25 protein-coding genes are annotated in these 25,580 nt (G+C 33.7%); 14 read left to right on the plus strand and 11 right to left on the minus strand.

The features are described from left to right. Window positions 1–12: 12 nt before the first annotated feature. Window positions 13–603, minus strand: a complete 591-nt coding sequence (gene def / locus GQ40_RS07375; protein WP_047547110.1) for a peptide deformylase — start codon at window positions 601–603, stop codon at window positions 13–15. 65 nt (window positions 604–668) lie between these two features. Then, window positions 669–1,082, minus strand: coding sequence for a Holliday junction resolvase RuvX (gene ruvX / locus GQ40_RS07380; protein ID WP_047547112.1), 414 nt, complete (start codon window positions 1,080–1,082; stop codon window positions 669–671). A 609-nt stretch (window positions 1,083–1,691) separates the two neighbouring features. Here ruvX and GQ40_RS07385 point away from each other — a divergent pair. Further along, on the plus strand, window positions 1,692–2,507 hold the full coding sequence (locus GQ40_RS07385; protein ID WP_047547114.1) for a 2,3,4,5-tetrahydropyridine-2,6-dicarboxylate N-succinyltransferase: 816 nt from the start codon (window positions 1,692–1,694) through the stop codon (window positions 2,505–2,507). 40 nt (window positions 2,508–2,547) lie between these two features. Then, complete coding sequence (locus GQ40_RS07390) at window positions 2,548–3,606, plus strand: glycosyltransferase family 9 protein (RefSeq protein WP_047547116.1); 1,059 nt, start codon at window positions 2,548–2,550, stop codon at window positions 3,604–3,606. Here the strand turns inward: GQ40_RS07390 and GQ40_RS07395 are convergent. Beyond that, window positions 3,603–4,424 carry a glycosyltransferase family 2 protein gene (locus GQ40_RS07395; RefSeq protein WP_047547118.1) on the minus strand — a complete coding sequence of 274 codons (822 nt, stop codon included), beginning with the start codon at window positions 4,422–4,424 and terminating at the stop codon, window positions 3,603–3,605. The genes GQ40_RS07390 and GQ40_RS07395 overlap by 4 nt on opposite strands. 50 nt (window positions 4,425–4,474) lie before the next feature. Here GQ40_RS07395 and GQ40_RS07400 point away from each other — a divergent pair, with 50 nt between their 5' ends. Continuing rightward, window positions 4,475–5,245 carry a glycosyltransferase family 2 protein gene (locus tag GQ40_RS07400; RefSeq protein ID WP_231565554.1) on the plus strand — a complete coding sequence of 257 codons (771 nt, stop codon included), beginning with the start codon at window positions 4,475–4,477 and terminating at the stop codon, window positions 5,243–5,245. On the opposite strand, the gene GQ40_RS07405 is transcribed toward GQ40_RS07400, so the two are convergent. Genes GQ40_RS07405 through GQ40_RS07420 form a run of 4 tightly spaced genes read right to left on the minus strand, consistent with a single transcriptional unit; the run spans window position 5,222 to window position 8,605 of the window. Beyond that, on the minus strand, window positions 5,222–5,992 hold the full coding sequence (locus GQ40_RS07405) for a lipopolysaccharide kinase InaA family protein (protein ID WP_047547124.1): 771 nt from the start codon (window positions 5,990–5,992) through the stop codon (window positions 5,222–5,224). The genes GQ40_RS07400 and GQ40_RS07405 overlap by 24 nt on opposite strands. A gap of 32 nt (window positions 5,993–6,024) precedes the next feature. Then, window positions 6,025–6,903 (minus strand): alpha-1,2-fucosyltransferase, encoded by an 879-nt coding sequence (locus tag GQ40_RS17100; protein ID WP_052184182.1) that lies wholly within the window; start codon window positions 6,901–6,903, stop codon window positions 6,025–6,027. Further along, window positions 6,900–7,703, minus strand: a complete 804-nt coding sequence (locus GQ40_RS07415; RefSeq protein ID WP_047547126.1) for a glycosyltransferase family 2 protein — start codon at window positions 7,701–7,703, stop codon at window positions 6,900–6,902. Before GQ40_RS07415 ends, GQ40_RS17100 begins: the two co-directional genes overlap by 4 nt. Further along, a complete protein-coding gene (locus GQ40_RS07420; RefSeq protein WP_047547128.1) occupies window positions 7,700–8,605 on the minus strand; it encodes a hypothetical protein in 906 nt (301 codons plus the stop codon). The genes GQ40_RS07415 and GQ40_RS07420 overlap by 4 nt, the downstream gene beginning before the upstream one ends. Window positions 8,606–8,674: 69 nt before the next feature. Here GQ40_RS07420 and GQ40_RS07425 point away from each other — a divergent pair, with 69 nt between their 5' ends. Next, on the plus strand, window positions 8,675–9,667 hold the full coding sequence (locus GQ40_RS07425; RefSeq protein WP_052184183.1) for a glycosyltransferase family 2 protein: 993 nt from the start codon (window positions 8,675–8,677) through the stop codon (window positions 9,665–9,667). Here GQ40_RS07425 and GQ40_RS07430 read toward each other — a convergent pair. Genes GQ40_RS07430 through GQ40_RS07440 form a run of 3 tightly spaced genes read right to left on the minus strand, consistent with a single transcriptional unit; the run spans window position 9,651 to window position 12,277 of the window. Further along, the gene (locus tag GQ40_RS07430) at window positions 9,651–10,574 is read right to left on the minus strand and encodes a glycosyltransferase family 2 protein (protein ID WP_052184184.1); all 924 of its coding nucleotides are present in this window, start codon (window positions 10,572–10,574) and stop codon (window positions 9,651–9,653) included. The two genes, GQ40_RS07425 and GQ40_RS07430, sit on opposite strands and share 17 nt — an antisense overlap. Before the next feature lie 6 nt (window positions 10,575–10,580). Beyond that, window positions 10,581–11,201, minus strand: coding sequence for a NeuD/PglB/VioB family sugar acetyltransferase (locus GQ40_RS07435; protein ID WP_047547130.1), 621 nt, complete (start codon window positions 11,199–11,201; stop codon window positions 10,581–10,583). Between the two features lie 2 nt (window positions 11,202–11,203). Next, on the minus strand, window positions 11,204–12,277 hold the full coding sequence (locus GQ40_RS07440; RefSeq protein ID WP_047547132.1) for a DegT/DnrJ/EryC1/StrS family aminotransferase: 1,074 nt from the start codon (window positions 12,275–12,277) through the stop codon (window positions 11,204–11,206). A 158-nt stretch (window positions 12,278–12,435) separates the two neighbouring features. Here GQ40_RS07440 and GQ40_RS07445 point away from each other — a divergent pair, with 158 nt between their 5' ends. From GQ40_RS07445 to GQ40_RS07470, 6 genes are all read left to right on the plus strand, one after another. Continuing rightward, the gene (locus tag GQ40_RS07445; protein WP_047547133.1) at window positions 12,436–13,002 is read left to right on the plus strand and encodes an L-threonylcarbamoyladenylate synthase; all 567 of its coding nucleotides are present in this window, start codon (window positions 12,436–12,438) and stop codon (window positions 13,000–13,002) included. A gap of 83 nt (window positions 13,003–13,085) precedes the next feature. Next, window positions 13,086–14,504, plus strand: a complete 1,419-nt coding sequence (locus GQ40_RS07450; RefSeq protein ID WP_047547135.1) for a CCA tRNA nucleotidyltransferase — start codon at window positions 13,086–13,088, stop codon at window positions 14,502–14,504. Between the two features lies 1 nt (window position 14,505). After that, a complete protein-coding gene (locus tag GQ40_RS07455; RefSeq protein ID WP_047547137.1) occupies window positions 14,506–14,955 on the plus strand; it encodes a GNAT family N-acetyltransferase in 450 nt (149 codons plus the stop codon). A gap of 3 nt (window positions 14,956–14,958) precedes the next feature. Then, the gene (locus GQ40_RS07460) at window positions 14,959–15,984 is read left to right on the plus strand and encodes a COX15/CtaA family protein (protein WP_047547139.1); all 1,026 of its coding nucleotides are present in this window, start codon (window positions 14,959–14,961) and stop codon (window positions 15,982–15,984) included. Window positions 15,985–16,032: 48 nt separating this feature from the next. After that, window positions 16,033–16,551, plus strand: coding sequence for an IS1096 element passenger TnpR family protein (locus GQ40_RS07465; RefSeq protein ID WP_047547141.1), 519 nt, complete (start codon window positions 16,033–16,035; stop codon window positions 16,549–16,551). A gap of 12 nt (window positions 16,552–16,563) precedes the next feature. Beyond that, window positions 16,564–17,136: a HupE/UreJ family protein gene (locus GQ40_RS07470; protein WP_047547143.1), complete on the plus strand. Its 573-nt coding sequence runs from the start codon at window positions 16,564–16,566 to the stop codon at window positions 17,134–17,136. Window positions 17,137–17,142: 6 nt separating this feature from the next. Here GQ40_RS07470 and GQ40_RS07475 read toward each other — a convergent pair whose 3' ends face one another. Next, complete coding sequence (locus GQ40_RS07475; RefSeq protein ID WP_047547145.1) at window positions 17,143–18,204, minus strand: hypothetical protein; 1,062 nt, start codon at window positions 18,202–18,204, stop codon at window positions 17,143–17,145. 119 nt (window positions 18,205–18,323) lie between these two features. On the opposite strand from GQ40_RS07475, the gene GQ40_RS07480 reads away from it, so the two are divergent. The 4 genes from GQ40_RS07480 to GQ40_RS07495 all read left to right on the plus strand — a co-directional run bounded on the left by GQ40_RS07480 (window position 18,324) and on the right by GQ40_RS07495 (window position 25,499). After that, a complete protein-coding gene (locus GQ40_RS07480) occupies window positions 18,324–19,232 on the plus strand; it encodes an ABC transporter ATP-binding protein (protein ID WP_047547147.1) in 909 nt (302 codons plus the stop codon). 60 nt (window positions 19,233–19,292) lie between these two features. Next, window positions 19,293–20,117: an ABC transporter permease gene (locus GQ40_RS07485; protein WP_047547149.1), complete on the plus strand. Its 825-nt coding sequence runs from the start codon at window positions 19,293–19,295 to the stop codon at window positions 20,115–20,117. 129 nt (window positions 20,118–20,246) lie between these two features. Beyond that, window positions 20,247–23,645 carry a T9SS type B sorting domain-containing protein gene (locus GQ40_RS07490; RefSeq protein WP_047547151.1) on the plus strand — a complete coding sequence of 1,133 codons (3,399 nt, stop codon included), beginning with the start codon at window positions 20,247–20,249 and terminating at the stop codon, window positions 23,643–23,645. Window positions 23,646–23,663: 18 nt separating this feature from the next. Continuing rightward, window positions 23,664–25,499 (plus strand): gliding motility-associated C-terminal domain-containing protein, encoded by a 1,836-nt coding sequence (locus tag GQ40_RS07495; protein WP_052184185.1) that lies wholly within the window; start codon window positions 23,664–23,666, stop codon window positions 25,497–25,499. Window positions 25,500–25,580 lie beyond the last annotated feature (81 nt).

Here is a 25,580-nt window from a genome sequence, read left to right on the forward strand (position 1 = left end):
ATTTTTAAAATATTAGCGCTTTTTTTTCATTAATGGAAAACGCATTCTATAATCTACATTTATTTTTCCTTTTGAAATATTACCCAATTTACCTTTTATTAAACGCTTTTTTAATGAAGAAATTTTATCGGTAAATAATACACCTTCAATATGGTCATACTCATGTTGTACTACTCGGGCAATTAAACCGTCATACACTTCGGTATGGGTTTTAAAATTTTCATCTTGGTATTTGATGGTTATTTTTGGTTGTCTAAAGACATCTTCCCTAACATCTGGAATGCTCAAACAGCCTTCATTAAAAGCCCACTCATCACCTTCTTCTTCTAAAATTTCAGCATTTATAAAGGTTCTTTTAAAATTTTTAAGTTGCGATTGCTCTTCTTCAGTAAACACATCATCTTCTGCAAATGGCTCGGTATCAACTAGAAATAAACGTATTGGCAATCCTATTTGTGGAGCAGCCAATCCCACGCCAAATGCGCCATGCATGGTTTCTTTCATGTTCTCTATAAGTGCCTCTAGATTTGGATAATCTTTAGTTATTGGCTCTGCTATTTTTCTCAAAACAGGATCACCATAGGCAACAATTGGTAATATCATTATATTGTAATTTTCGGGTGCAAAAATACGATTCTTTATAATATCTAAGAATTTTTAAGAGGCTTTTAAGTCGGATTTTGCAAATAACTCTGTAAAATAATAGTAGCACTAATCTCATCGACGAGAGCTTTATCCTTACGCTGTTTTTTTTTGAGACCACTATCAATCATCGTTTGAAATGCCATTTTTGAAGTGAACCGCTCATCAACTCGCTTTATTGGTACTTGCGGAATTTCCTTCTCAAGTCTAATCAAAAATTTCGCTATGGATTGCTCACTCTCAGAAGGCTCATAATTCATTTGTTTTGGCTCTCCAACGATGAATAATTCTACTTTTTCTTCGGAAATGTAACGTTTCAAAAAAGTTATCAACTCTTTTGTGTCTACTGTTGTCAGTCCAGATGCAATGATTTGAAATTCATCTGTGACCGCAATTCCTGTTCTTTTTATTCCGTAGTCTAATGCTAAAATTCTCGCCATATGGCAAAGTTACCTTTATAAAATGAATTTCTTTTAAAAAAAAACTCTTCTTCACATATGTAAAAGAAGAGTTTAGTAATCAATTATTAATTAAATCCATGAAATAATTCACCCTCTACCTTAAACATTTCATGTTATTTATTAAGACACGTTATTACATGATAAGTCACATATTTAAATACCAAAAACAAAAAACCTCTCTAGGGACATAGAAAGGCTTTTATTGTGGGATTTACTATTATGCTTAAAGGAAATAAGGCTAGTTAAAAACATATTTCAATTAGTACTAAGACACAACATTTATTTAAGGGTCACACTTTAAGGCTTTTAAGAAGAAAACCCTCCAATGGAGGGTTTTCAAAAATTAGCTATTAATTATTAAAAGGTCCAGATATTAAGTTAAGCGCTATATCTGGAAATAATAATTCATATATTAAGACACACGATTTTACGATAGGTCACATCTTTTAATCTTTTTTTTTAATTATTAAACAACCAGTAAATCAAATAGGTTGAATTTATTTTTTTTCGACTTAGAACCTTTCAAATTAAATAGAGAAAATTTATTAATACATTTATCTTTGTCTTATTAGTAAGTAAAACATAATTATGAAACAATTACAGCAAAATATTGAAGACGCCTGGAACGATAGGTCATTATTAACAAACCAAGTTACTATTGATAGCATTAGGAGTGTCATAGATTTATTAGACGAAGGCACTTTGAGAGTAGCAGAACCTACCAATGATGGTTGGCAAGTTAACGAATGGGTAAAAAAGGCAGTTGTGCTGTACTTCCCGATTCAAAAAATGGAAACTCTTGAAGCAGGCATTTTTGAGTATCATGATAAAATCCCCTTAAAAAGAGATTATCAAAAAAGAGGTATTAGAGTAGTGCCTAATGCTGTGGCACGTCATGGCGCCTATATTTCTTCTGGTACTATTTTAATGCCTAGTTATGTAAATATTGGAGCTTATGTTGATGAAGGCACTATGGTAGATACTTGGGCTACAGTTGGTAGTTGTGCTCAAATAGGTAAAAATGTACATCTCTCTGGAGGTGTTGGGATTGGTGGTGTTTTAGAGCCATTACAAGCATCTCCCGTAATCATAGAAGAGGGTGCGTTTATAGGTTCACGTTGCATTGTGGTAGAAGGTGTACATGTAGAAAAAGAAGCTGTCTTGGGAGCTAATGTGGTTTTAACAATGAGTACGAAAATTATTGACGTTACTGGCGACGAACCTGTAGAGATGAAAGGTCGAGTTCCTGCACGCTCTGTAGTTATTCCTGGTAGTTATACTAAAAAATTCGCAGCTGGAGAGTATCAAGTTCCATGTGCATTGATTATTGGCAAGCGAAAAGAAAGCACCAACAAAAAGACGTCTCTTAATGATGCTTTGCGCGAGTATGATGTTGCGGTTTAAATATGCTGTGATCTTATAAATAACAAATATCTTTTAGGGTTTGAAAATTCTCATTATCCAACAGAAAATGATCGGTGACGTCCTCACCACAAGCATTCTTTTTGAAGTTTTGAAAGCAGAACATCCAGATGCTGAGCTTCATTATGTGATCAATTCACATACGTTTCCTGTGGTTGAGAATAATCCTTTTATTGATAAATTTTCATTTGTTACTCCAGAAATCGAACAAAGCAAAACTAAATTTCTTTCATTTCTAAAATCCATAAAAAATGAAAAATATGATGCTGTAATAGATGTCTACTCTAAATTTTCAAGCAACTTAATGACCAAATTTTCAGGAGCAAAAATTAAGATCTCTAAGAAAAAATGGTACACTTCGCATTATTACACACACGTTTTTAAGGAAGCTAAAACGCCTAAAACCAATGCTGGATTGGCGATTGAAAATAGATTACAATTGCTACAACCGCTTTGCGATAATATTCCGAAGAAAATCAAACCCAAAGTATATTTGACTCCTCAAGAGATTGAAAACTCTAAACAGTTTCTCATTGACTCTAACATAAATCTATCAAAGCCACTTTTTATGATTAGCGTTCTGGGAAGTGGAGACAATAAAACCTACCCTTTACCTCACATGGCAGATTTGATTGATCTTATAGTGAATGAAACCAACGGACAAATTTTATTCAATTATATCCCGAAGCAAATCCATGAGGCTAAGACCGTCTATAACTTTTGCAAATCAGAAACAAAAAAGCATATTCATTTTGATGTCTTCGGAAAAGATTTACGAAACTTCCTATCCATTACCCATCATTGTACTGCCTTAATTGGAAACGAGGGTGGTGCAGTTAATATGGCAAAAGCTTTAAACATTCCAACATTTACGGTATTTTCTCCATGGATCTTAAAAGAAGCCTGGAACATGTTTGAAAACGAGACCACTAATATTTCAATTCATTTAAAAGATGTCAAACCCGAGCTTTATAAAGACAAATCTATAAAAGAAATGAAAGGAGAGGTATTCAATCTGTATAAAGAATTCCCTCCCGAGTTGATATTTCCGAAGTTAAAAGAGTTCTTAAAACAGTTTTAAGGTTTAGCAATCCCAAATGGCGTTCGGGTCAATTTATCTTGCTTTGTAGTCGCTCTAATTTTTAGATTTTTTTCGATCATTTCTGGTTTCACGTAACCTCTTTCGTGATCTAAATGCAAACAAATAGCGCTATAACGCACTTGTTTTGCTTTGAGTCCTGCATTAAATAACCGTTCTCCCAACTCTCGATCTTCACCTCCATATTGCATGCGCTCGTCGTAACCATTTGCGAGAATGATATCATTTTTATAACCAGAAGCATTGTGACCATTCCAGGTAGCAGTTGTTGGCGTGAATTTGTTTAGTATTTTTTGCTTTAATCCTGTTGCGGTGATTTTATTGTTTTTAAACGAAGAATTGAGTCCCTGGGATTTTAACCAATCTATCTCAAAACAGCGTTGTGTTTTTATATCTTCTTCGGAAATGAGCTCACTTATATCTATCGGTAATTTAAAATAACCACCAGATAAAAAATGACCTACTTCTCTATTGTTGATATGAACTTGTAAAAAATCTGCTCTGGCAATACAGTCGCCATCGGTATACACCAAATAATTTCCTTTTGCTGCAACTGTTGCTTTATTGAGAATGATTGTCTTTTGAAACCCATCATCTTTATGCCAAATGTGTTGAATTGGATAACTCAGTTCTGTTTTCATTGTATCGATCAATTCCTTGGTTTCTGGTCCTGAGCCATCATCTGCTATAACTACTTCAAAATCCCTGAAGGTTTGTACTTCAAAACTCCACAAGACTTTTTGCAACCAAAGCGGACTATTATAAGTACTTATAATTACAGATGTATCTATACTTTTCATTGGTTCAAAAATAGTTATTTTTACGCAGTATAAACATTCTAAATTTCAACTTGAAAACCAATAATGGCATATCGGCTTTGATGATCACCTACAATGAAATAAAACACATTGAAGAGGTGGTAAGCAATTTATCTTTTGCCAATGAGATTATCATTATAGATTCTTACAGTACCGATGGCACTTTTGAAGTACTATCTAGAATGGATAATGTAAAAGTCATGTTACGTAAATTTAAAAATTTTGCAGACCAACGTAATTTCGCGATTCAACAAGCCAATTATGATTGGATTTTCTTTATAGATGCAGATGAGCGTTTAACTCCAGAATTGCAGAATGAGATTTTACAAACCGTTAATCAACCTAAAGGGATTGAAGCGTTCAAATTTCCGAGGAAATTTATTTTTAATGATAAGCCAATGCGCTTTAGCGGGTTGCAAACAGACCAAGTTTTTAGGCTCTTTAAAAATGGAATTACAAAATATCGTGAAAACAAATTAGTACATGAATTATTAGATTTTAATGGTGACTTCAAAACTTTGAAAAATCACATGTTACACTATTCATATAGCGATTATAAATCCTACAAGCTAAAAACAGAACATTACGGATTTTTAAAAGCTCAAGAATTACTACAAAAAGGCATTCGACCAAATTGGTTTCATTTCTATATCAAACCAGCTTACAAATTTATAGCAAATTACATTTTTAGGCTAGGTTTTTTAGATGGAAAAGAAGGTTATACTATTTGTACTCTTAATGCATATGGTGTTTTTTACAGATACAAAGCGCTTGAAAAATTACTTGTTACGACGCCAAAATAAAATCTTACTTTTAAGACGTTTTTTTCTATGGTAGCGGTTTTGAAATGCTTCGGTATATCTCCACATCAAATTAAACACTTCGCTGTATTCACTTCCTGAAATTTTCGCGTATTCATCGCTCATAATTTCTACCATAAACTTGTGGATAGTGAGTTTTGAAAAATTCTTAATCCGCGTTTCAAAATCTAAAGGTTTGAATTCCATTCGGTTTAAATCTACTAGATAGAATTCATAGTTTTCTCCTAGCTTTTTAATCAATGTATTTCCTGGAGAGTGATCTAAAAAATGAACGTTTTTTTGATGTAACTTAAAAGTAAATCTTGTAAACGCTCTTAAAATTTCTTCATGATTAGGGTAATTAAAATCTGTTGTCAATTTCCTATACGTCAAATCACAATCTAATTGTTCAGTTATATAAAAACTTTTTTTAAACAAAAAAGGTGTTTTGAACTCATAATAAGCTACAGGTTGTGGTGTCCCTATATCTAAACTTTGTAACCAATTTCCATACTCATAAGAACGTTGTGCTTTACTTTTTCTAAAAAATCGATAAGCTAATTGATTGATAAGATTTGGAATTCGGAATGACTTTACATTAAGCGTTTTCTCATCGAGTTGAAATAATTTTAAAGAATTTCGGTCTTGGTTACCAAAATTTTTTCCTTTGATATCATAATGAATAATGATATCATCCAGAAAAGTTTCGTTTTGCTTAAAATTATCGTGTACGACTTTATGCTGAATCATAAATTGTTTTTCAATACTTTTTTATTAATTTTCTAAAGTCTTATCCAACGTTTTGATACCAGATCTTTTACATCATTTTCAGAATTCAAAAACCAAGGTTTTGGCGCTACTACAATATTACCTTCTTTATTGCTCAACCAAACTGCCCACCATGAAAAACTACTCGCAGACATAACAAAATGTTCACAAGAAGACATTAATTGCAGGTCTTCTTTAAATTTAATTTTATTGGTTTTATAATCAACAATTGTAAAATCTTGTTCAAATTTCACATTTTTCAGACACCACTCTGGATCGTCAGAAAACACGAAAAAATGAGGTTTCTCTGTATGTTCATTTATATAATTTGCTGCGCTCGTGAAGTAATCTAAACTTCCGCTATTAAAAACTGGATTATCTACATAATCGCCACGTCGCATATGAACACAAACTGCGTTTTCAGATTTAATTTTGTCAAATATGTCTTGAGCTTGAGGAGACAGTATGTCTTTGAACTGAAAATCTTTCCGAAGTAAATCTTCTGCACTCTTAAAATATTTTTCGCTCTGCCAATACCCAGAATATAGAAAATTATCTTTTGGGTTTTCTACAATCCAATCTTCAACCGTAAATGTTTTTTCTCTGTACTTTTTTATACCTAACAGTTTGATGCCTTTTATAAACTGAGAGACAAAATTGAGTCCCAGCTTATCTAGTTTGATCAATAGATCGGGCTGGATTAAGAATATGGGCTCCAAATTAAAAATATCTAATTGATAGTCACGATTGGTCACCATTTGGCTTTTATATGTTTTCAATAAACTAGTGAGATCGAGCTTTAGCGATGTCCCTAGATCATTTGCAATACGCCTGCCCATTGCATATTGAAACATCTGGTTTCCCAATCCTCCGCGTAATCTAACTATGATCATAATACTTTCAAATATTTATCAATTCCGTTTTCTGTCCACGATAACTTTTCGTTAATCGTTCTCAATTCAATATCATTATTGAGTTCTAATCTGCTTTTAGATTTTTCTATATGAAATATATGGTAAACAATGCCTCTATAACGCAATCGTCGTGATTTTAAACCGTTGTTATGAAAACGTAACGCCAATTCAGAATCCTCCCTTCCCCAGCCTTTAAAATCTTCGTTATAGCCATTTATAGCAACAAAATCTGATTTAAAATACGAAGTATTACAACCTCTAAACTTTTTTGAAAATTGGTGATTTGCTTTGTAAAATTGACCCAAAAACGGACTATAAATAGCTCGTGTTCGTTTTTTTATACCTTCGGAAAATGGTCCAAATTGAATTTGCTGGTCTTTAAAAAGAGTGTCTAGATGCGCTTTTTGAATGTTTACCCGACTTCCGTAGAGATAGCAATTTTCCGAAGAAAACATCAAATGATCCTTCACGAAATTTGGGTGCATAATGCAATCGCCATCCACTTGTACAATATACTCTCCTTGCGCTCGAGCAATCGCTTTATTTAAAATAGTTGCTTTTGTAAACCCAACATCTTCATGCCAAATATGATGGATTGGAATTTTTATATCTTCGGAAATTTTAGTAATCAAATTTTTGGTTTCTGCTGTAGAACCATCATCTGCAATAAGCACCTCGTCTGGTAAAACCGTCTGGTTTTTAAGGCTTTCTAAAACCAGACCTAAAGCTTCTGGCCAATTATAAGTTGAAATAATTAATGAGGATGACCGTTTTTTCATGACTCAAAATAAGATTCAAAATTTAGTTTACTTCGTTTAAAAATCTTCAAAAACTTAAACCATTGACCAAAATTCTTTTTTCTTAGAAAGGAGGTCGATAATTTTAATTCATCATTACTTTTTATGTAATCTTTAATGTCTCTTAAATTCTGGGTTGGAAAATGTCCTAACTCCTTCCATATCGTTGGGTCTAAATAAAAAACATCTTTGAGTGTGTGATAATTGGTGGCATTGGCTTTTTTCCATTTATCGAAAAACCCAGTGTTGAGTTCTGCACTATGTCCCCAATTTTCAAATTTAAATTTCAACTCTTCTTCTGTTCTAGATAAACATTCATGAAGCAATATATTATCGGTATAAATAACTCGTTCTTTAGTGTTACGAGCATTTTTATAGTTTGGGTAGTTGGTAGCAAGCATAACTTTGGTTGGTTGGTTAACATAAAGCAAACCTTCATCCAAGTACTTATATATATTTATTAAAAAACCAGCAATTTGTACTGGATGCTTTTTAGGGTTTTCTAAAAAATGGTCGTGCTTTTTAAGGGTCTCTACAAACTTCTTGAAATCTATAAAAAACTCATCTGCATCAACTTGAATGAGCCAGTTGCCCATTCCCATTTTTTGGGATAACATATGACGTTCTCGAGTATCGTTCTGTAATGTTGTTAATTCTGGAATATAAAAGTTATCTCTGTAAATAATAATTTTATTATCTACGTCTACCGTTTTTAACCAGTCGAAAAAACTATCCTCTATTTCAAATCTATTACCTTTCCAAGTACGTTGATTTTCATCCATTGCTATAAAAATAGCATCAGCCTCGTTATAAACTGGAGGAATAGAAAGTTTCAACTTTTCATAATCATAAGATAATAAAAAACCAACTTGGATGTTTTTCATGCATTAATTTTTTACAAATATATATTATGCCACATAAATATCTATTTTTGACATCTAAAATGTAATAAAATGTCTGCATTAACTGTAATTATGCCTGTTTATAATGGTGAGGAGTTTTTAAAATCCGCCATTGATAGTATTTTAAATCAAACTTTCAAAGATTTTAATCTAGTTATAGTTAATGACAATTCTAATGATAGTACTCAGCATATTATTGATGAGTACATGCAACAAGACCGTAGAATTATTGCCCTAAAAAACAGCGAAAACTTAGGTCCTGCAGCTTCAAGAAACCTCGGAATTGATTATGCGAAAACCAAATTAATTGCTTTGATGGATGCAGATGATATTGCATTACCCAAAAGATTTGAGAAGCAAATTAAATTTCTAAATGAACACCCTAATATTGGTGTTTGTGGTACATGGTTTACTTTTTTTGGAGATAAAAAAAACATTGTAAAACATAGTATTGAGCATGAAAACATTAAAGTAAGCTTTTTAAATACTTGTCCGATTGGAAATCCCACAGTTATGTTTAGAAAATCTGTCTTAAAAGGATTAAAATTCGAGCAAATTTATGTTCCTGCAGAAGATTATGGTCTTTGGAGCCAAGTGATCGCTACTACGAAATTTCATAACATTCCAGAATCCTTATTACAATACCGATGGCATCCCAACAATATAAGTCAAACTAAAAAAAATAACCTAAAAAAATCGGAAATAGCAATTAGGGCGAAACAGTTGCAACATCTTCACATTGAACCCACAAATCCAGATTTGGACTATTATTTAAATTCGATTTCTTTAAAACGTAAGCAATCTTCCGAAGAAATTACAAAGACAATTAAGGCTGGAAAAGAGCTTATTAAAAATAACAAAAAAACGAACTATTATAATCAGTTTGTTTTTGAAAATCACATTAAACAAACAGCAATTCGTACACTTAGAAACGCAAATAATTACGATAAGGAATATTATAAGTTTGTTAAAAATAAATCTGGTTACTTTGAGCAGATGAAATATATAGATAGAGTTTCAATATTGGTCAAGAGTCTTTTTTAATTAAATATTTAAGTTGTCGCTTATAGTGCTTTAGTTTTGTTTTAAAATCTGCGTTTTCAAAATATGACTTCATAAAATCCAATTGTTCTTTAGACATTTCTTCATCTGCGTTTTTTAATTTTAATGCCTCAAAATAGGTTGCATTACCTAAAGATCTTATAACTTTTTTAATGTTTTTTGTTTTAGATTCTGGTATAGCATCAACAATTTCCTTTAAATTCAAGTACGATGAATAACTTTGAAAAAAGCTGGATTGCAAAGAATATACTCCACCTTCGTGAATGCGATAGACTGCCGAATCAAAATCCATAAAAACACCGTACCCATGTTTTAGTAAAACGATATATAAAGAATTATCTTTAGAAAACTTAAGCGATTTTAAAAGTTCTAAATCAAGAGCATCTTTTTTGAAAACAGCTGTCAAAGTCAAAGTACAATACGGTGAAAAAATAGTGTTATAATCAATAATGTTAAGCTCTGTTTTATGATTAAATTGGTTTTTCTCAATATTATTGTCTTTCAAAATCTTATAGTTCGTCCAAGAAATAACACATTTAGAATGTGCCTCTAAAAAATCAACCTGTTTTTGTAATTTAAGAGGATCTGTCCAGTAATCATCTCCTTCACAAAGCGCAATATATTTTCCAGTTGCCTGCGGAAAACTATAATACCACCATGGCATAATATTTTGAGAATATTTATTTTCGGTCTGAAGAACCAACTTAATTCTTGAATCTTTTAGAGCGTGGCTTTTAAGAATGTCTGGGGTCTTGTCTGTAGAGGCATCATCATGAATTAATATTTCAATAGGAAAATCTGTTTTTTGAAGATAGAAACCCTCCAAAGTTTGTTCTACAAATTTTTCTTGATTAAAAGTTGTACAACAAATTGTCAATAATGGCTTCATTTTTTATTATTTAATAATTTTTCCTGGCACGCCTACAATCGTCCTCTCAGTTAAACAATTGGCAACTACTACAGCTCCTGCTCCTACTGTTACATTATCACCTAATATAATATTGGGCAATATAATAGCTCCTGCTCCAATTTCGCAATTATCACCTATTTTAACATGTCCTAAAAGACTTGCGCCAGGAGAAATATCACAGTAATCACCTATAGAAACATCATGATGAATGTTTGAAGACACATTAATCAAACAACCTTTACCAATACTCACACTATTACTTATAAAAGCAAATGGCATTATGTTTGAACCCTCTCCAATATCCACATTCAAAGATCCGATTCTCGCATACTTTGAAATGACAGATGTATAAACACCTCCAAGATCAATAAATTTCTCTACAACATATTTACGAGATTTAGGGAAACCAATAGCAGACACAAATTCAGGATTGTCGCTAAAATTAATATCATCTAGACTATGAATTATAGGATATTTACCTAAAAATAAAGCCTCTTCAGGCTTTGTGTAATCATCAAAAAAAGTGAGATCTGTTGTTTCGTTCATTGTTTCATTTAAAACAACCAACACATCCTTTGCATGACCTTTTGCACCAAGTACAATCATTTTTATGAATTAATAATATTACAAATTTGCGTGACTTGTTGTTCTTCCAACTCGTAGTATAGAGGCAAACATACAATTCTATTACAAATATCTTCGGAAATTGGCATGCTCACAAAACTCTCTAAATATGGCAAAGTATTCAAAGAAGGATAAAAATATCGCCTCGGAAAAATTTTAGACGCAGCCAATTTTTCTAAAACAGACTCTAAATGAGCTTCCGTTTTAAAAATTATTGGCATATAAGAATAATTTCGCTCTGTTGAATCTCTGTATTCAAAAAGAGTTAGATTCTTATTTTCCTTTAACGAGTTTTCATATTGTATGGTAAGTATTTTTCGCTTTTCTATAATTTGATCCATATATGGTAAAACGCTTAAACCAACAGCAGCCTGCATTTCTGAAGCTTTCGCATTAATGCCTAATCCATGATAAGCCAATGGTCCATCATGTCCAAAATTATGATGGTAATAACATTTTTTATACAAAATATCATTAGGCACAAAAACCGCACCTCCTTCGCCTGTATGAAATAATTTTGTTGAATGAAAACTGGTGGTTACTATATCTCCATAAGCAAAAATAGATTTGCTTTTATAATTCACACCAAAACAGTGAGCACCATCATAGATAACTTTTAAGTTATGTTTTTTTGCGATGGTCTCAATTTGACCAATATCACAAGGATTACCAAATACATGAGTCGCAAGAATTGCCTGAGTATTTTCTGTTATTGCAGCTTCGATTTTCAAGGGATCAATGGTTAATGAATCTTGCTCTATATCTACAAAAGCAGGTGTACAATTTTCCCAAATAATAGCAGATGTGGTCGCAACATAACTAAAAGGAGTTGTAATTACTTCTTTTGTTATGTTTAAAGCTTTTAATCCTATTTGTAGTGGTAAAGTGCCATTAGTAGTGATAAAAAAATTAGAAACATTTAAATACTTAGAAAGCTTCAGTTCCAATTCCAGAAGCAATTCACCTCTATTGGTCATCCATTTTTTATCCCACGCACGCTTTAGAATGTCTTGAAATTCCTCAATTGGTGGCAAAAAAGTTTGCGTAACATTAATCATCTTTACAAAATTAAGAAACTAAAAGGTTAACAAGTCCTAAAAATAATATTATAATTAAACTTTCATATTGCAAATGCATAATTTTGCATATTTCAAAGTACAGAAGCTTACTCATTCCGTTCTTTTATAATTTAAGTTTCAAAAATTAACTATTACTAATGACCGAAAGCGAATCAATTACAGAAGCCCTCACCGTTTTAAAACAAGGAGGAATCATCCTCTATCCTACTGATACAATTTGGGGAATCGGCTGCGATGCAACAAATTATGAAGCGGTTAAAAAAATCTACAAACTCAAACAAAGAGACGACTCTAAAGCATTGATTTGTTTGGTTAACAACTACGGAATGCTTGAAAAACATGTAGATAATGTGCCAAATATGGCTTACACCATTTTAGACATTGCAGTAAAACCCACGACCATTATCTACGATGATCCTGCAGGCATTGCAGAAAATCTAATTGCAGAAGATAACACACTAGCCATACGCGTCGTGAAACATAAATTTTGTGAGAAACTAATTAGGTATCTCAAAAAACCATTGGTATCTACTTCTGCTAATATTAGCGGTAAGCCTACGCCAAAATCCTTTAAAGAAATAAGTGACGAGATTTTAAAAGGTGTGGACTATGTCGTAAATTTGCAAAACGAAAAAAGCCAGTCACAACCATCTACAATTATCAAATTAAGTAATTCTGGGATGGTTAAGATTATTAGAGAATAGAATCTAAAAAACACCAAATTTCAATTTTCAAATGCCATCGAAACTATTTTTGGTGATTGAGTTTATATTTGGAAAATTACATCATGAATCTAAAACAAGCCTTAAAAAACAACATCTTTAAAATCATCTCCCAATCTGCAAAAGAGATTGGAGTTGATAGTTACGTCATTGGTGGGTTTGTTCGAGATTTTATTTTAAATCGAGGTGAACACAAAGATATTGATGTTGTCGCCATTGGTAGCGGAATAAAACTCGCCAAACAAGTTGCCAAAAACTTGCCAAACAAACCAAAAGTTCAAGTATTTAAAACCTACGGTACAGCCATGTTAGTCTATAATGACATGGATATTGAATTTGTTGGAGCGCGAAAAGAATCCTATAATGAAAATAGCAGAAATCCAGTTGTAGAAAACGGAACATTGCAAGACGATCAAAACCGAAGGGATTTCACGATCAATGCCATGGCGTTAGATCTATCTGAAGATGACTTCGGAAATTTGCTGGACCCATTCAATGGGATCCAAGACTTAAAAGATAGGCTAATCCGTACACCTTTAGATCCAGATATTACCTATAGCGACGATCCTTTGCGCATGATGCGAGCTATCCGTTTTGCAACCCAACTCAATTTCACGATTGAGAGTGAATCGCTTCAGGCAATTTTCAGAAATAATGAACGCATAAAAATCATTACAAACGAGAGAATCGTTGTTGAACTCAATAAAATACTAGAAAGCGAGAAACCGTCTATCGGGTTTTTGCATTTAGAGCAAACCGGGCTTTTAAAACACATCATGCCAGAGCTTACTGCCTTAAAAGGTATTGATGAAGTAGAGGGCCAAACGCATAAAGACAACTTTTATCACACGTTGGAAGTTGTTGATAATATTTCTAAAAATACAGATAACCTTTGGCTGCGTTGGGCTGCTTTGTTGCATGATATTGGTAAAGCACCAACCAAAAAGTTCAGCAAAAAAGTAGGCTGGACGTTCCATGCACATGAGTTTGAAGGCGCAAAAATGGTCTATCATTTATTTAAACGATTAAAAATGCCATTGAATGATAAAATGAAATTTGTTCAAAAAATGGTATTTATGAGTTCGCGTCCAATCGTCTTGGCGCAAGATATCGTAACCGATTCTGCAGTGAGAAGACTTGTTTTTGATGCTGGTGACTATGTCGAGGATTTAATGATTTTATGTGAAGCAGATATCACGACCAAAAACCCTAAAAAATTCACCAAATACCACAATAACTTTAAGATTGTACGTCAAAAAATTGATGAAGTAGAAGCTCGCGATCACGTACGTAATTTTCAACCACCAATTTCTGGAGAAGAAATCATGACCGCTTTTGGACTAAAACCCTCTCGTGAAATCGGGCAAATCAAAGAAGTCATTAAAGAAGCTATTTTAGAAGGTGACATTCCTAATGAGTATCAAGCTGCTTACGACTTGATGCTCAAAAAAGGGAAAGAATTAGGACTCACAGTAAAATCTTAAGATGATCAAAATCGTAAGAACAGACTCAAAGAACCAAGACTTTAGCAAACTCATCAAAGAGCTAGACGCTTATTTAAAAGTAACCGATGGCAATGAACATGAATTTTATAACCAATTTAATGGTATAGAAATGCTAAAACATGTCATCATTATTTATATGGATCGTGAAGCTGTAAGCTGTGGAGCATTCAAGACATTTGATGATGCTACGGTAGAAATAAAACGTATGTACACCATGTCTAAAATGCGTGGTAACGGTTTGGCTTCGGAAATTTTAAAAGCTTTAGAACTTTGGGCTTCAGAATTAAAATACAAAGCCTGCGTTCTCGAAACAGGAATTCGACAAAAAGAGGCGGTTGCTTTCTATAAAAAGAATGGATATCAAATCATTCCTAATTACGGGCAATATGCTGATATGGATAATAGTTTGTGTTTTAAAAAATTGATTTAAGCCATGCAAAAAACATTTAGAAAATCTGCAAAAATAGCGCTCTTATTAGTGTATTTGGTAATCATCGCAGGAGCTGTTGTGCGCATGACGGGTTCTGGAATGGGTTGTCCAGACTGGCCAAAATGCTTTGGCTACTACATTCCACCAACAGATATTTCCGAATTACAATTTAAGCCCAACCACGACTACAAAAAAGGGATTGTAATTATAAAAGACGAGTCGCTTTTAGTGGCATCAAAAGATTTTAGTTCTTCGGAAAGTTTAAATCCAAAAAATTGGGAAACTTATACAAAACATGATTATGCTCAATTTAATGCTACACATACTTGGGTTGAATATATAAACAGATTACTTGGTGCGCTTTCTGGAATTCCTATTTTAATATTCACTATTATTTCCTTTTGGTTGTGGCGAAAAAACAAATGGTTGACCATTTTATCGGTCGCAACTGTTTTTGGTATGGCTTTTCAGGCTTGGTTGGGAAAAACGGTTGTAGATTCTAATCTTGCACCATTTAAGATCACGGTACATATGGTGATGGCTATGGTTATTGTGGCGATGATTCTGTATTTAATTTATGGTTCAAAATCAACTTTTAAAGATCAAAAATTTGATTTGCTATTTAGAAATATAATCTTGGTGGCACTGGTTTTATCATTGGTTCAAATCATCTTGGGAACTCAGGTAAGACAGTACATTGACCAACAAATAAAAGACATTGGTTATATAAAATCACAATGGATGGATAACCCGACTTTGAAATTTTACATTCATCGTACGTTTTCTGTTTTGGTACTAGTTGTTAATGGTTGGTTATTTTTCCGAAGTAAAAAATTAAATCTTGGTTATCGTAAAACCAATCTTTTAATGGGTTGTATTCTTGCCACCATTTTTACTGGTATCTTGATGTATTATTTTGATTTCCCATTTTTATCGCAACCGCTTCACCTGGTTATTGCGTTGATTATGTTTGGGATTCAGTTTTATATTTTTTTGGAGAGCAAGCACAAAAAACCAGTTTTAAACTAAGCTGTTATTTATTCTTAAATAGTATCTTTGCACAATAATTTTTTTGCCATGATTTACAGATTTAGAGCCATACTTGACAACGATACCGAAGACGATATTTTTAGGGATATCGAAATTAGGGAAACCGATTCTCTTGAAGATCTTCACAATGCCATTACGCAATCTTTTGGATTTGATGGACTGGAAATGGCGTCCTTTTACATAAGTAATGAGGATTGGGACCAAGGTGAGGAAATATCAATGTTTGATGTGAGCGAAGGTCATAATGACACGAGGACGATGAGTGAGACGATCTTAAACACGATCGTACATGAAGCGCAAACAAAATTAATCTATGTTTATGATTTTTTAAGCATGTGGACGTTTCTTGTCGAACTTGCTGAAATTGTCGAAGAAGCAGATGGTACAGACTATCCAAACCTCATGTTCGTTCATGGTCAAATCCCAGACTCTGCTCCAGAAAAAACGTTCGAAGCCGAAAATTTTGATGATGATTACAATGAGTTTGATGACGATTTAGACGTTGATGATTATAGTGACCTGGACTTTGATGAAAACTGGAACTAATCTCACTACGGTATGACTGACTTTTGGTTTTACGTAAACTTAGGAATCAATCATATTTTAGATCTTGAGGGTTTAGACCATTTTTATTTTATCATTTCCTTTTGCATTCTATTTTCTTTTAAAGACTGGAAAAAAATCCTGGGTCTGGTCACCGCATTTACGATTGGACACTGCATTACTTTGTTTCTCTCTGGAATGGAACTAGTAAGTATTGATAGTGAGACCGTAGAACTTCTCATCCCAATCACTATTTTATTAAGTTGCTTGAACAATTTCTTTTTTCTGCTCAAGAATAAGCAATCCAAACAACAACTTAGCATTACTTATATACTCTTGTTGGTTTTTGGTTTAATCCACGGGCTGGGCTTTTCAAACTACATTAAGATGATGCTCTTTGACGATGAGTCAATAGTAATGCCTCTTTTAGGCTTTAATGTTGGGATTGAATTGGCACAACTTTTAATTGTTGCTGGTTTTTTAATACTCCTTTCTGGGCTTGAAAAAATTGTAAAATCCTATATTAAATGGGTTCGGTTTGTAATTAATTTGATTATTTTTTTACTGGTTTTGAGGATGATCTTTTAGTTTACATCAACCAAAACCTCCCATATTTATCCCATCATAGTTACGTTTTACAAAACTGAGTGCGTTTCTTAAAACCTGTCCCATATTTGTGCTTTTTCTAAACTCCACATCCAAGGTGTAATTATAAATTTGCTGTTTTAGCAACTCTATATTTTTATCAATAGAGATGGTATCTTCTTCCATACAATCTAGCAACTCTCCTATTCTATCGTGATAACTAATCATACGACGCACAATAATAGAGCGCTCCTCAATTTTATATTGGTCTATAGATTCCTTTTGGATTTTCTCGCGAACCAACTCTACCATTTTAAAATTCTCCTTGAAAAATTGTGGTCTATAAATATTTAATTTTCCTTCGTAAGATTGTTGATCAAAATCTGTGGCTCTAATTTTAAAAATCACATGATCAAAATCATGCGTTGGCACAATAACATAATTGTAAGAGCGCATATCTCCTAAAAGTCTAATCATGCAACGCTCGTTAAATTTCACGAACTCTTTTGCTATTTGCGCTTTTTCTGAAGCATTACATTCTGGCAACATCGACTTTATAAACTCATCACCAGGAATTCCAGCAATATGTTCTTCAATAATGGTATTTTTATATACTAAAAAATTCAGATTATACGGTGAGAGCATATGCTCCAATTCTAATCCGTATACACGAGAGGCATCCGCTTTTTTGACATAGAAATAGGTGTAATTATCATTGAGAATGTTTCGTACTTTAATTCTAAAAGGCTTTGTATTACCAAACGTGCAAAAATCTATAGCATCGATATTCAAGTATTTAAATATGGTTTCGTTACCATCTGATATTAAATTAGAATACACACGTTTTAGACTTAAATCTATCTCTTCTCGCTCATACTCATTATAATATACACGTACCCAAAGTGTATCTTCATCATTTTTATCATACACTACTATTGAACCTTGAAACCTCAATAAGTCATCATAAAAAATGGGTAATCTAAAATTTCGGTTGTATTCTTTGAGATAATTATAAAGGGTATCGCTTATTGGATAAGCAGGTTTCTTTTTTGAAATTTTTAAATCGTCCATATCTATAATAAACCTCTAATTTACTATTTTCAATATTAAATTGTAACAATTATTCGTTTAGTTCGTCGTATTTATAATCAACCATTACGGAAGCTTTTCCGTAGAAAATCAATCAAATTTTGGAACAAATTTTAACCATTAACAATCTTACCAAAAAATTTGGCTACCTCACTGCTGTAAAAGACTTATCATTTACAATCAACAAAGGCAATGTTTACGGTATTTTAGGACCAAACGGAAGTGGTAAATCAACAACCCTTGGCATCGTACTCAATGTTGTCAATAAAACCGAGGGCAGTTTCCACTGGTTTGACGGTAACACCTCAACGCACGATGCTCTTAAAAAAGTAGGCGCTATTATTGAGCGACCTAATTTTTACCCCTATATGACCGCAGAGCAAAATCTAAAATTAGTATGTAGAATTAAGGGTGTAAGTCATGATAAAATTTCAGAAAAGCTTGAAATTGTTGGGCTTTTAGACCGTAAGGATCATAAATTCAAAACCTACTCTTTAGGGATGAAACAACGTTTGGCAATCGCATCTGCCTTGTTAAATGATCCAGAAATTCTAATTCTTGACGAACCAACAAATGGTCTCGACCCACAAGGGATTCATCAAATTAGAAAAATCATAAAAGAGATTGCCAGCAATGGCACCACTATTCTTTTGGCATCTCACCTGCTCGACGAAGTTGAGAAAGTGTGTACGCACGTTGTCGTTTTGAGAAAAGGTGAGAAATTATATTCCGGTCGAGTGGACGAAATGATTTCAAGTCATGGTTTTTTTGAACTTAAGGCAGAAAAGCACAATGAGCTCAAAACCATATTGGAGAATGATACTTCCTTCGGAAAAATAAAAGTCGAAGATCAGCTAATCACTGCATTTTTAAACGAACCTATGGACGCTCCAACCTTTAACAAACTCATGTTTGATAATGGCATTATTCTCTCCCATCTCGTTAAGCGTAAAGAAAGTTTAGAAGAACAATTTTTACAATTGACAGATAATTCAGCAGTAAAATCATAATCATCAATCAAAAAAAATTCTAGAGTTTTTTTTACTTCGGAATTAAAAAAATCAACCATCATGTTAAGATTACTACAACTAGAACTTCAAAAATTACTGCTCAACAGAGCTAGTAAGGTTCTCATATTTATATCGTTCATTTTACCTTTTTTCATCATCCTGCTCTCTTCCATAAGATTTAATGTCTTTAATTATTTTACTTTAGAAGTTGGCCACTATGGCGTTTTTAACTTCCCAATCGTTTGGCACATCGTTACCTTTTTTGCTTCACAATTTAAGCTCTTTTTTGCCATCGTTGTGGTAAGTATGATTGGTAATGAGTATAGTAATAAAACCATAAAACAGAATTTAATTGATGGTTTGAGCAAAAAGGAATTTATACTTTCAAAGTTTTATACCATTGTATTCTTTTCTGCAATGGCAACATTATTGGTAATTATCATTTGTTTGCTCGTTGGTGTCATCTATTCTAGTATTGACGAAGTGCATTTGATTTTTAGGGAAACTGAATTTCTCTTCGCTTATTTTTTAAAACTTGTCGGTTTTTTTAGTTTGTGCTTATTTTTGGGAATGTTGGTAAAACGATCTGCTTTTGCTTTAGCATTTTTATTTGTACTGTTTATTCTGGAGTGGATTATCTACGGACTTTTTGCATGGAAACTAGATGAAAGTACTGCGACGAAAATTCAAAATTTCTTTCCGCTAAAATCGATGTATAAGCTTATTGACCAACCCTTTCAACGTATCGCCATCTCTAAAGCCCCAAACGGACAAGACTTTTTGTACGACTTTGGAGTACATTGGTATGAGATTGCCATTGTTATGGCTTGGACAGCCTTATTTATCTTTTTATCGTATAGATTACTTAAAAAGCGAGATTTGTAATATCTTTAGTAACTTAGTAGCTGTGAAAAAGAACTAATCTGGATACTTGAAATTTCCGAAGAAAATGTAGGGGTTTTATGTGACTAACTGTTCTATTAACAGAAGTTCTAAGTTAATTGCGACTATTACATGAAAAAGAATTCCCTCTTAACCTTAGCAATACTGTTTTGTGTTGCCTTTACTTTTGCTCAACAAGAAGCATCGTATTGGTATTTTGGGCAAAATGCAGGATTACGGTTTAATGCTGGTGCTGGAACGGTCACTGCAATCACCGACGGACAGATAAACACTTTAGAGGGCTGTACCTCAATTTCAGACACCGATGGCAACCTTCTTTTCTATTCTGATGGTCGTACCGTTTGGAATGCTAACCATGTACCAATGGCAAATGCAAGCGAAGCTTTAAATACTGGTCTAAAAGGTGATGATTCTAGTACTTCATCTGGATTAATAGTGCCAAAACCTCAAGATCCAAATTTGTATTATATTTTCACGGTAGATGAACCGCATCATGATAACCCTTCCCCTCCAGATGGTAATGATGATGGTGTTAATAATGGACTAATGTACTCATTAGTTGATATCACTTTAGATGGTGGTTTAGGAGATGTTGATGATGATGAAAAAAATATGCCTCTTATAACCTATGACATAGATAATGCTCTGGAGGAGCGATTTAAATGTTCAGAAAAAATTACTGCTGTAAAAGCAGACGATTGTTCTTCTTTTTGGGTGATTACCCATTTTATAGATACTTTTTATGCCTTTAAGGTCGATATCAATGGTGTACAGACCACACCTGTAATTTCTACCGTTGGGCCAGAAGTTCCTATTTCTGGGTATAGAAGAAATGCGCTTGGCTATCTCAAAGCTTCGCCTGATGGTTCAAAACTAGCAGTTGCCCATTTTGGGTTTGCAACTACGGAAGGTGGAGACGATGGTGGTGGCGTGTATTTATTAGATTTTGATAATGATACTGGTACTGTCTCAAACTCTGTTGAATTATACAGTCCTAACCAAGATGACAGCCCATATGGAATTGAGTTTTCTGCGGAAAATAGAAAAGTGTATGCAACGGTTGGCGATGGCATACAGGGAAATGCTTCTAGTAGAATATTTCAATGGGACTTAGAAAGTGATGACATTCCAAATTCCATACAGCAAATCCATAGTTCCAATTCTCTTAGCGCTGGTGCGCTTCAATTGGGATTAGACAAACGAATTTATAGAGCACAGATGAGCTTTTCAGCTTTCCCAAATACTGGTCGTTTTTTGGGTGTAATAAACAATCCCGAAGCAACGGGTACTGCTTCAAACTATAATGAAAATGGGATTTTGGTAGATATAAATAGTGGATTTCAAAATGTGAGTCGTATTGGCTTGCCTCCTTTTATCCAATCGCTGTTCAATTCTCAAATTGATATCATTCAAAATGGAATTAGCACTACAGAACTAAAACTTTGTACTGGAGATATGTACACCCTAATAGCAGAAGATGTTGAAGGAGGTACTTACACATGGATGAAAGATGGTGCTGTTTTAACAGAAACTACTTTTGAATTGGATATAACCGAACCCGGTTTTTACGAGGTTTTTATAGAACCAAATAATGGGGAATGTCCAATTGAAGGTGAAGCTGTTGTTGGTGTTTTTGATATCCCAACTGCAACGCAACCCCAAAATATGGTGAATTGTGATTTGACAGAAGCTTCGGTTTTTGATTTCACAATCCAAGATGCCGATATTTTAAACATGCAAGACCCAGCTCAATATTCGGTTCGGTATTTTAGAACGGAAGAAGATGCAGATAATAGCGAAAACGAAATTATTGGCGATTTTACTTCCGAAGAAAATCCGCAAATCATCTACGCTCGGGTAGATAATAATGATAACCCAAACTGCTTTGCCACAACCTCATTTACCATATCTGTATTTTTAGATCCTGTCATAAATATCTTAGATGATATTACTGTTTGCGATACCGATTTTAGCACAGACAGTATGGATGGCTTTACAACTCTAACTTTAAATGAATTAAATGCGGGAATTATTGGAGCGCAAGACGAAACTTTATATACAATTACCTATCATCCATCTCAGGAAGATGCAGATGACAATACCAGCCCATTACCTAATACATACACGAATACTACACCTTACACAGAAGAGATTTTCGTGAGATTAGAGAATAATCTAAATAACGATTGCTACACTACAGATTCATTTATCCTCAATGTTAACGATGCTCCACAAGCTATTGACTCATTGTTGATACAATGCGACGAGGATGGAATACCGGAAGGTTTCACCACGTTTGATCTCAACGAAGCGTTTGACGATATTACAGGTGGAGCACCAAATAGAACAATCAATTTCTATGTTTCGCTCAGTGATTTAGAAAACGATGAGGACGAGCTCAATGCAGATGCATTTGAGAATTATTTTGATCCGCATATCATTTATGCGTTGGTAACAAACACAACAACTGGTTGTACCAATATTGCAGAGCTTACCTTGCAATCAAGTTCAACATCCTCAAACGATACCTTTATAGAAGTTTGTGACGATGATGGGACCGAAGATGGTTTTTATAATTTTAATTTAAATACTGCTTTGGATGCTATTCTCTTCGGAATTTCTCCCGATCTCGACGTCACATTCTATGAAACCTATGACAATGCTTTAATAGAAGATAATCCCATTGGCTCAACCTTTACCAACACCATTGCGTATAACCAAACCGTTTATGCTCGTGTTGAAAACATGAATGCATGCTTCGGAATAAGCGCCATTGAGCTCACCGTTTTTGAATTGCCAAATATCGTAATTCAAGAAGATGTGTATTATTGCCTGAATGATTTTCCGCAGAAAATAATCTTAACTGGCGGATTAATTGACGATACGCCTAACAATTACTATTACGACTGGTCCACTGGAGAAGATGAGTTTGAAATTGAAGTGAACGAACCTGGAACTTACACTGTACGAGTCACCTCTACAGATGGTTGTTTTAAGGACAGGACGATAAACGTATTACCCTCAGACATTGCAACATTTACAGATATTCAAGTTACAGATGCGAGCTCAAATAATACAATTTCAGTATTTGTAACTGGTGATGGAATTTACGAATATGCATTGGATGATCCTCAAGGTCCTTACCAAGAAAGCAATATTTTTGAAAATGTAAGTTTTGGATTTCACACCGTTTATGTGCGTGATGTGGAGAATGATTGTGGTATTGTAGATGACATTGTTTCGGTGATTGGTTTCCCTAAGTTTTTTACACCAAATGGAGACACTTATAATCCCTATTGGCAGGTCAAAGGTATTTCAACAGATTTTCAACCTAACTCACAAATTCTTATTTTTGATCGCTATGGAAAATTGTTGGCAGAGGTTGACCCACTCGGTCCTGGTTGGGATGGTACTTTTAACGGGTTTAATATGCCTGCAAGTGATTATTGGTTTGTGGTCACTTTAGAAGATGGACGTGTTTTTAAAAACCATTTCGCTTTAAAAAGATAAAAAAGTTTAAGTTTACTCATGAAGCAACATACATTTATATATCTATTTTTTATATGTATCTCTACAGCTTCATTTGCACAGGATATTGAGTTATTTGAGCAGTTTAATGGTCGTTATGATTATACTGCAATTGGGAATACGCTCAATCCTTTTGAAAACAATCTCGATAATAGTTTCTGTTTTCCTTTAGAGTCTTCAAGTGCTTCTTTAAATATTCCTGCAACTTCTACAATTACTGCAGCTTACCTCTATTGGGCTGGATCGGGAAGTGGCGACACCAATGTGATGCTCAATGGTCTTTCTGTTGATGCAGATGATACTTACATTGTAGAGTATGTTGAGCTAACAGATACGCTTACCTATTTTTCCTGTTATACTGATATTACAGATTTTATAATTTCCGAAGGAAATGTTGAATACACGTTTTCTGGTCTTGATATTTCCGAAGCATTAATAAATAACGATCGCTATTGTACCAACCGTACAAATTTTGCAGGATGGAGCATTTATGTCGTTTACGAGGATGATGCATTGCCACTCAACCAATTAAATATTTACCAAGGTCTGGAAATCATCAATAGAAATAACCAGGAAAAAATCATTGTGATTGACAATCTCAATGTAATTGATAATGAAGGTGCAAAAATTGGTTTTCTAGCTTGGGAAGGCGATAATAGTTTGAATTTTGGTGAAAGTCTATCTATTAATGATAACATCATTTCAAATCCGCCACTCAACTTGGGTGACAATGCATTTAATGGCACCAATACGTTTACAAATTCCAGTACGTTTTATAATTGTGATTTAGATGTTTATGACATTCAAGACAACATTAACATTGGCGACACGAGTGCAACCATTAAACTAACCACTGGCGCTTTTGATGAGTTTGATGTTTTTAGGGCAGATTTAATAATCATTAATAATATTGTAACGGTTTTAAATAGCCAGCTACCAGATGCCACAATCACTTTAGATAATTACGGTATAAACTGTGGTGATAGAACTGTAGAAGTTGATTATACGGTCTTTAATACCAATAGTACAGATTTTTTACCAGCCAATACACCCATAGCTTTTTATGCTGAAGGCACGTTGGTTGGCCAAACACAAACCCAAAATGATATTGCTATTGATGCTTCGGAAAGTGGAACATTCCTATTATCGCTGCCCGATGATATTGGTGATGTCATCCTCCTGACTTTGGTAGTTGATGATGACGGAACCGGTAATGGCATCGTTTCTGAAATTGTTGAAATCAACAATATTGATGATGACATTATAGAACTTTTGGTCATACCAGACATACAAACACTGCCCAATCAAGTCACATGTAATGAAGGTTTTAATAGCGCTCTGTTCAATTTGGTTGAATTTGTCCAAAATGCTTTAGAAAGCGATATTGAAGCCCAATACTTTATAAGTCTTGAAGATTTACAGGCCAATGAAAATGCCATTATAAATCCTGAAAATTACAATAATACAAGTAACCCGCAGCGTATTTATGTCAAAGTAGATAATGCGCCATGTTATGATATTTATGAATTTGAGATTTCCGTAGAAAATTGTCCGCCATTTGTGCCAGACGGTTTTTCCCCAAATGCAGACGGATTTAACGATTGGTTTAATATTCAAGGGTTGTATGATATCTTTGAAAATCATGAACTGAAAATTTTTAATCGTTATGGGACTTTAATCTTTGAAGGCGATAACGATAAAAAATGGTTTGGAATCGTCAATCGAGGCTTGAACAATCATGGTAAAACTGTACCGGTTGGTACTTATTTTTATATTTTAAATCCAAACGACACCAATTTTAAACCAATGTTTGGTTGGGTCTACGTCAACTATTAGCCATAATGATCATTGATGAGCTAGGTACTGTTAAAATTTAATGCATTTCATCGTCTTTTTTTGTATTTCATCTTATTTTTA

The organism is Psychroserpens sp. Hel_I_66 (genome assembly GCF_000799465.1).
GTDB lineage: Bacteria > Bacteroidota > Bacteroidia > Flavobacteriales > Flavobacteriaceae > Psychroserpens.

Coding starts and splice junctions, on each gene's coding strand:
- GQ40_RS07385 (WP_047547114.1), top strand. CDS start 1,692: ATGAAACAATTACAGCAAAATATTGAAGACGCCTGGAACGATAGGTCA.
- GQ40_RS07465 (WP_047547141.1), top strand. CDS start 16,033: ATGATTTACAGATTTAGAGCCATACTTGACAACGATACCGAAGACGAT.
- GQ40_RS07475 (WP_047547145.1), bottom strand. CDS start 18,204: ATGGACGATTTAAAAATTTCAAAAAAGAAACCTGCTTATCCAATAAGC.
- GQ40_RS07495 (WP_052184185.1), top strand. CDS start 23,664: ATGAAGCAACATACATTTATATATCTATTTTTTATATGTATCTCTACA.
- GQ40_RS07430 (WP_052184184.1), bottom strand. CDS start 10,574: ATGAAGCCATTATTGACAATTTGTTGTACAACTTTTAATCAAGAAAAA.
- GQ40_RS07470 (WP_047547143.1), top strand. CDS start 16,564: ATGACTGACTTTTGGTTTTACGTAAACTTAGGAATCAATCATATTTTA.
- GQ40_RS07450 (WP_047547135.1), top strand. CDS start 13,086: ATGAATCTAAAACAAGCCTTAAAAAACAACATCTTTAAAATCATCTCC.
- GQ40_RS07460 (WP_047547139.1), top strand. CDS start 14,959: ATGCAAAAAACATTTAGAAAATCTGCAAAAATAGCGCTCTTATTAGTG.
- GQ40_RS07395 (WP_047547118.1), bottom strand. CDS start 4,424: ATGAAAAGTATAGATACATCTGTAATTATAAGTACTTATAATAGTCCG.
- GQ40_RS17100 (WP_052184182.1), bottom strand. CDS start 6,903: ATGATCATAGTTAGATTACGCGGAGGATTGGGAAACCAGATGTTTCAA.
- GQ40_RS07440 (WP_047547132.1), bottom strand. CDS start 12,277: ATGATTAATGTTACGCAAACTTTTTTGCCACCAATTGAGGAATTTCAA.
- def (WP_047547110.1), bottom strand. CDS start 603: ATGATATTACCAATTGTTGCCTATGGTGATCCTGTTTTGAGAAAAATA.
- GQ40_RS07485 (WP_047547149.1), top strand. CDS start 19,293: ATGTTAAGATTACTACAACTAGAACTTCAAAAATTACTGCTCAACAGA.
- GQ40_RS07435 (WP_047547130.1), bottom strand. CDS start 11,201: ATGATTGTACTTGGTGCAAAAGGTCATGCAAAGGATGTGTTGGTTGTT.
- GQ40_RS07415 (WP_047547126.1), bottom strand. CDS start 7,703: ATGAAAAAACGGTCATCCTCATTAATTATTTCAACTTATAATTGGCCA.
- GQ40_RS07405 (WP_047547124.1), bottom strand. CDS start 5,992: ATGATTCAGCATAAAGTCGTACACGATAATTTTAAGCAAAACGAAACT.
- GQ40_RS07490 (WP_047547151.1), top strand. CDS start 20,247: ATGAAAAAGAATTCCCTCTTAACCTTAGCAATACTGTTTTGTGTTGCC.
- GQ40_RS07445 (WP_047547133.1), top strand. CDS start 12,436: ATGACCGAAAGCGAATCAATTACAGAAGCCCTCACCGTTTTAAAACAA.
- GQ40_RS07425 (WP_052184183.1), top strand. CDS start 8,675: ATGTCTGCATTAACTGTAATTATGCCTGTTTATAATGGTGAGGAGTTT.
- ruvX (WP_047547112.1), bottom strand. CDS start 1,082: ATGGCGAGAATTTTAGCATTAGACTACGGAATAAAAAGAACAGGAATT.
- GQ40_RS07455 (WP_047547137.1), top strand. CDS start 14,506: ATGATCAAAATCGTAAGAACAGACTCAAAGAACCAAGACTTTAGCAAA.
- GQ40_RS07420 (WP_047547128.1), bottom strand. CDS start 8,605: ATGAAAAACATCCAAGTTGGTTTTTTATTATCTTATGATTATGAAAAG.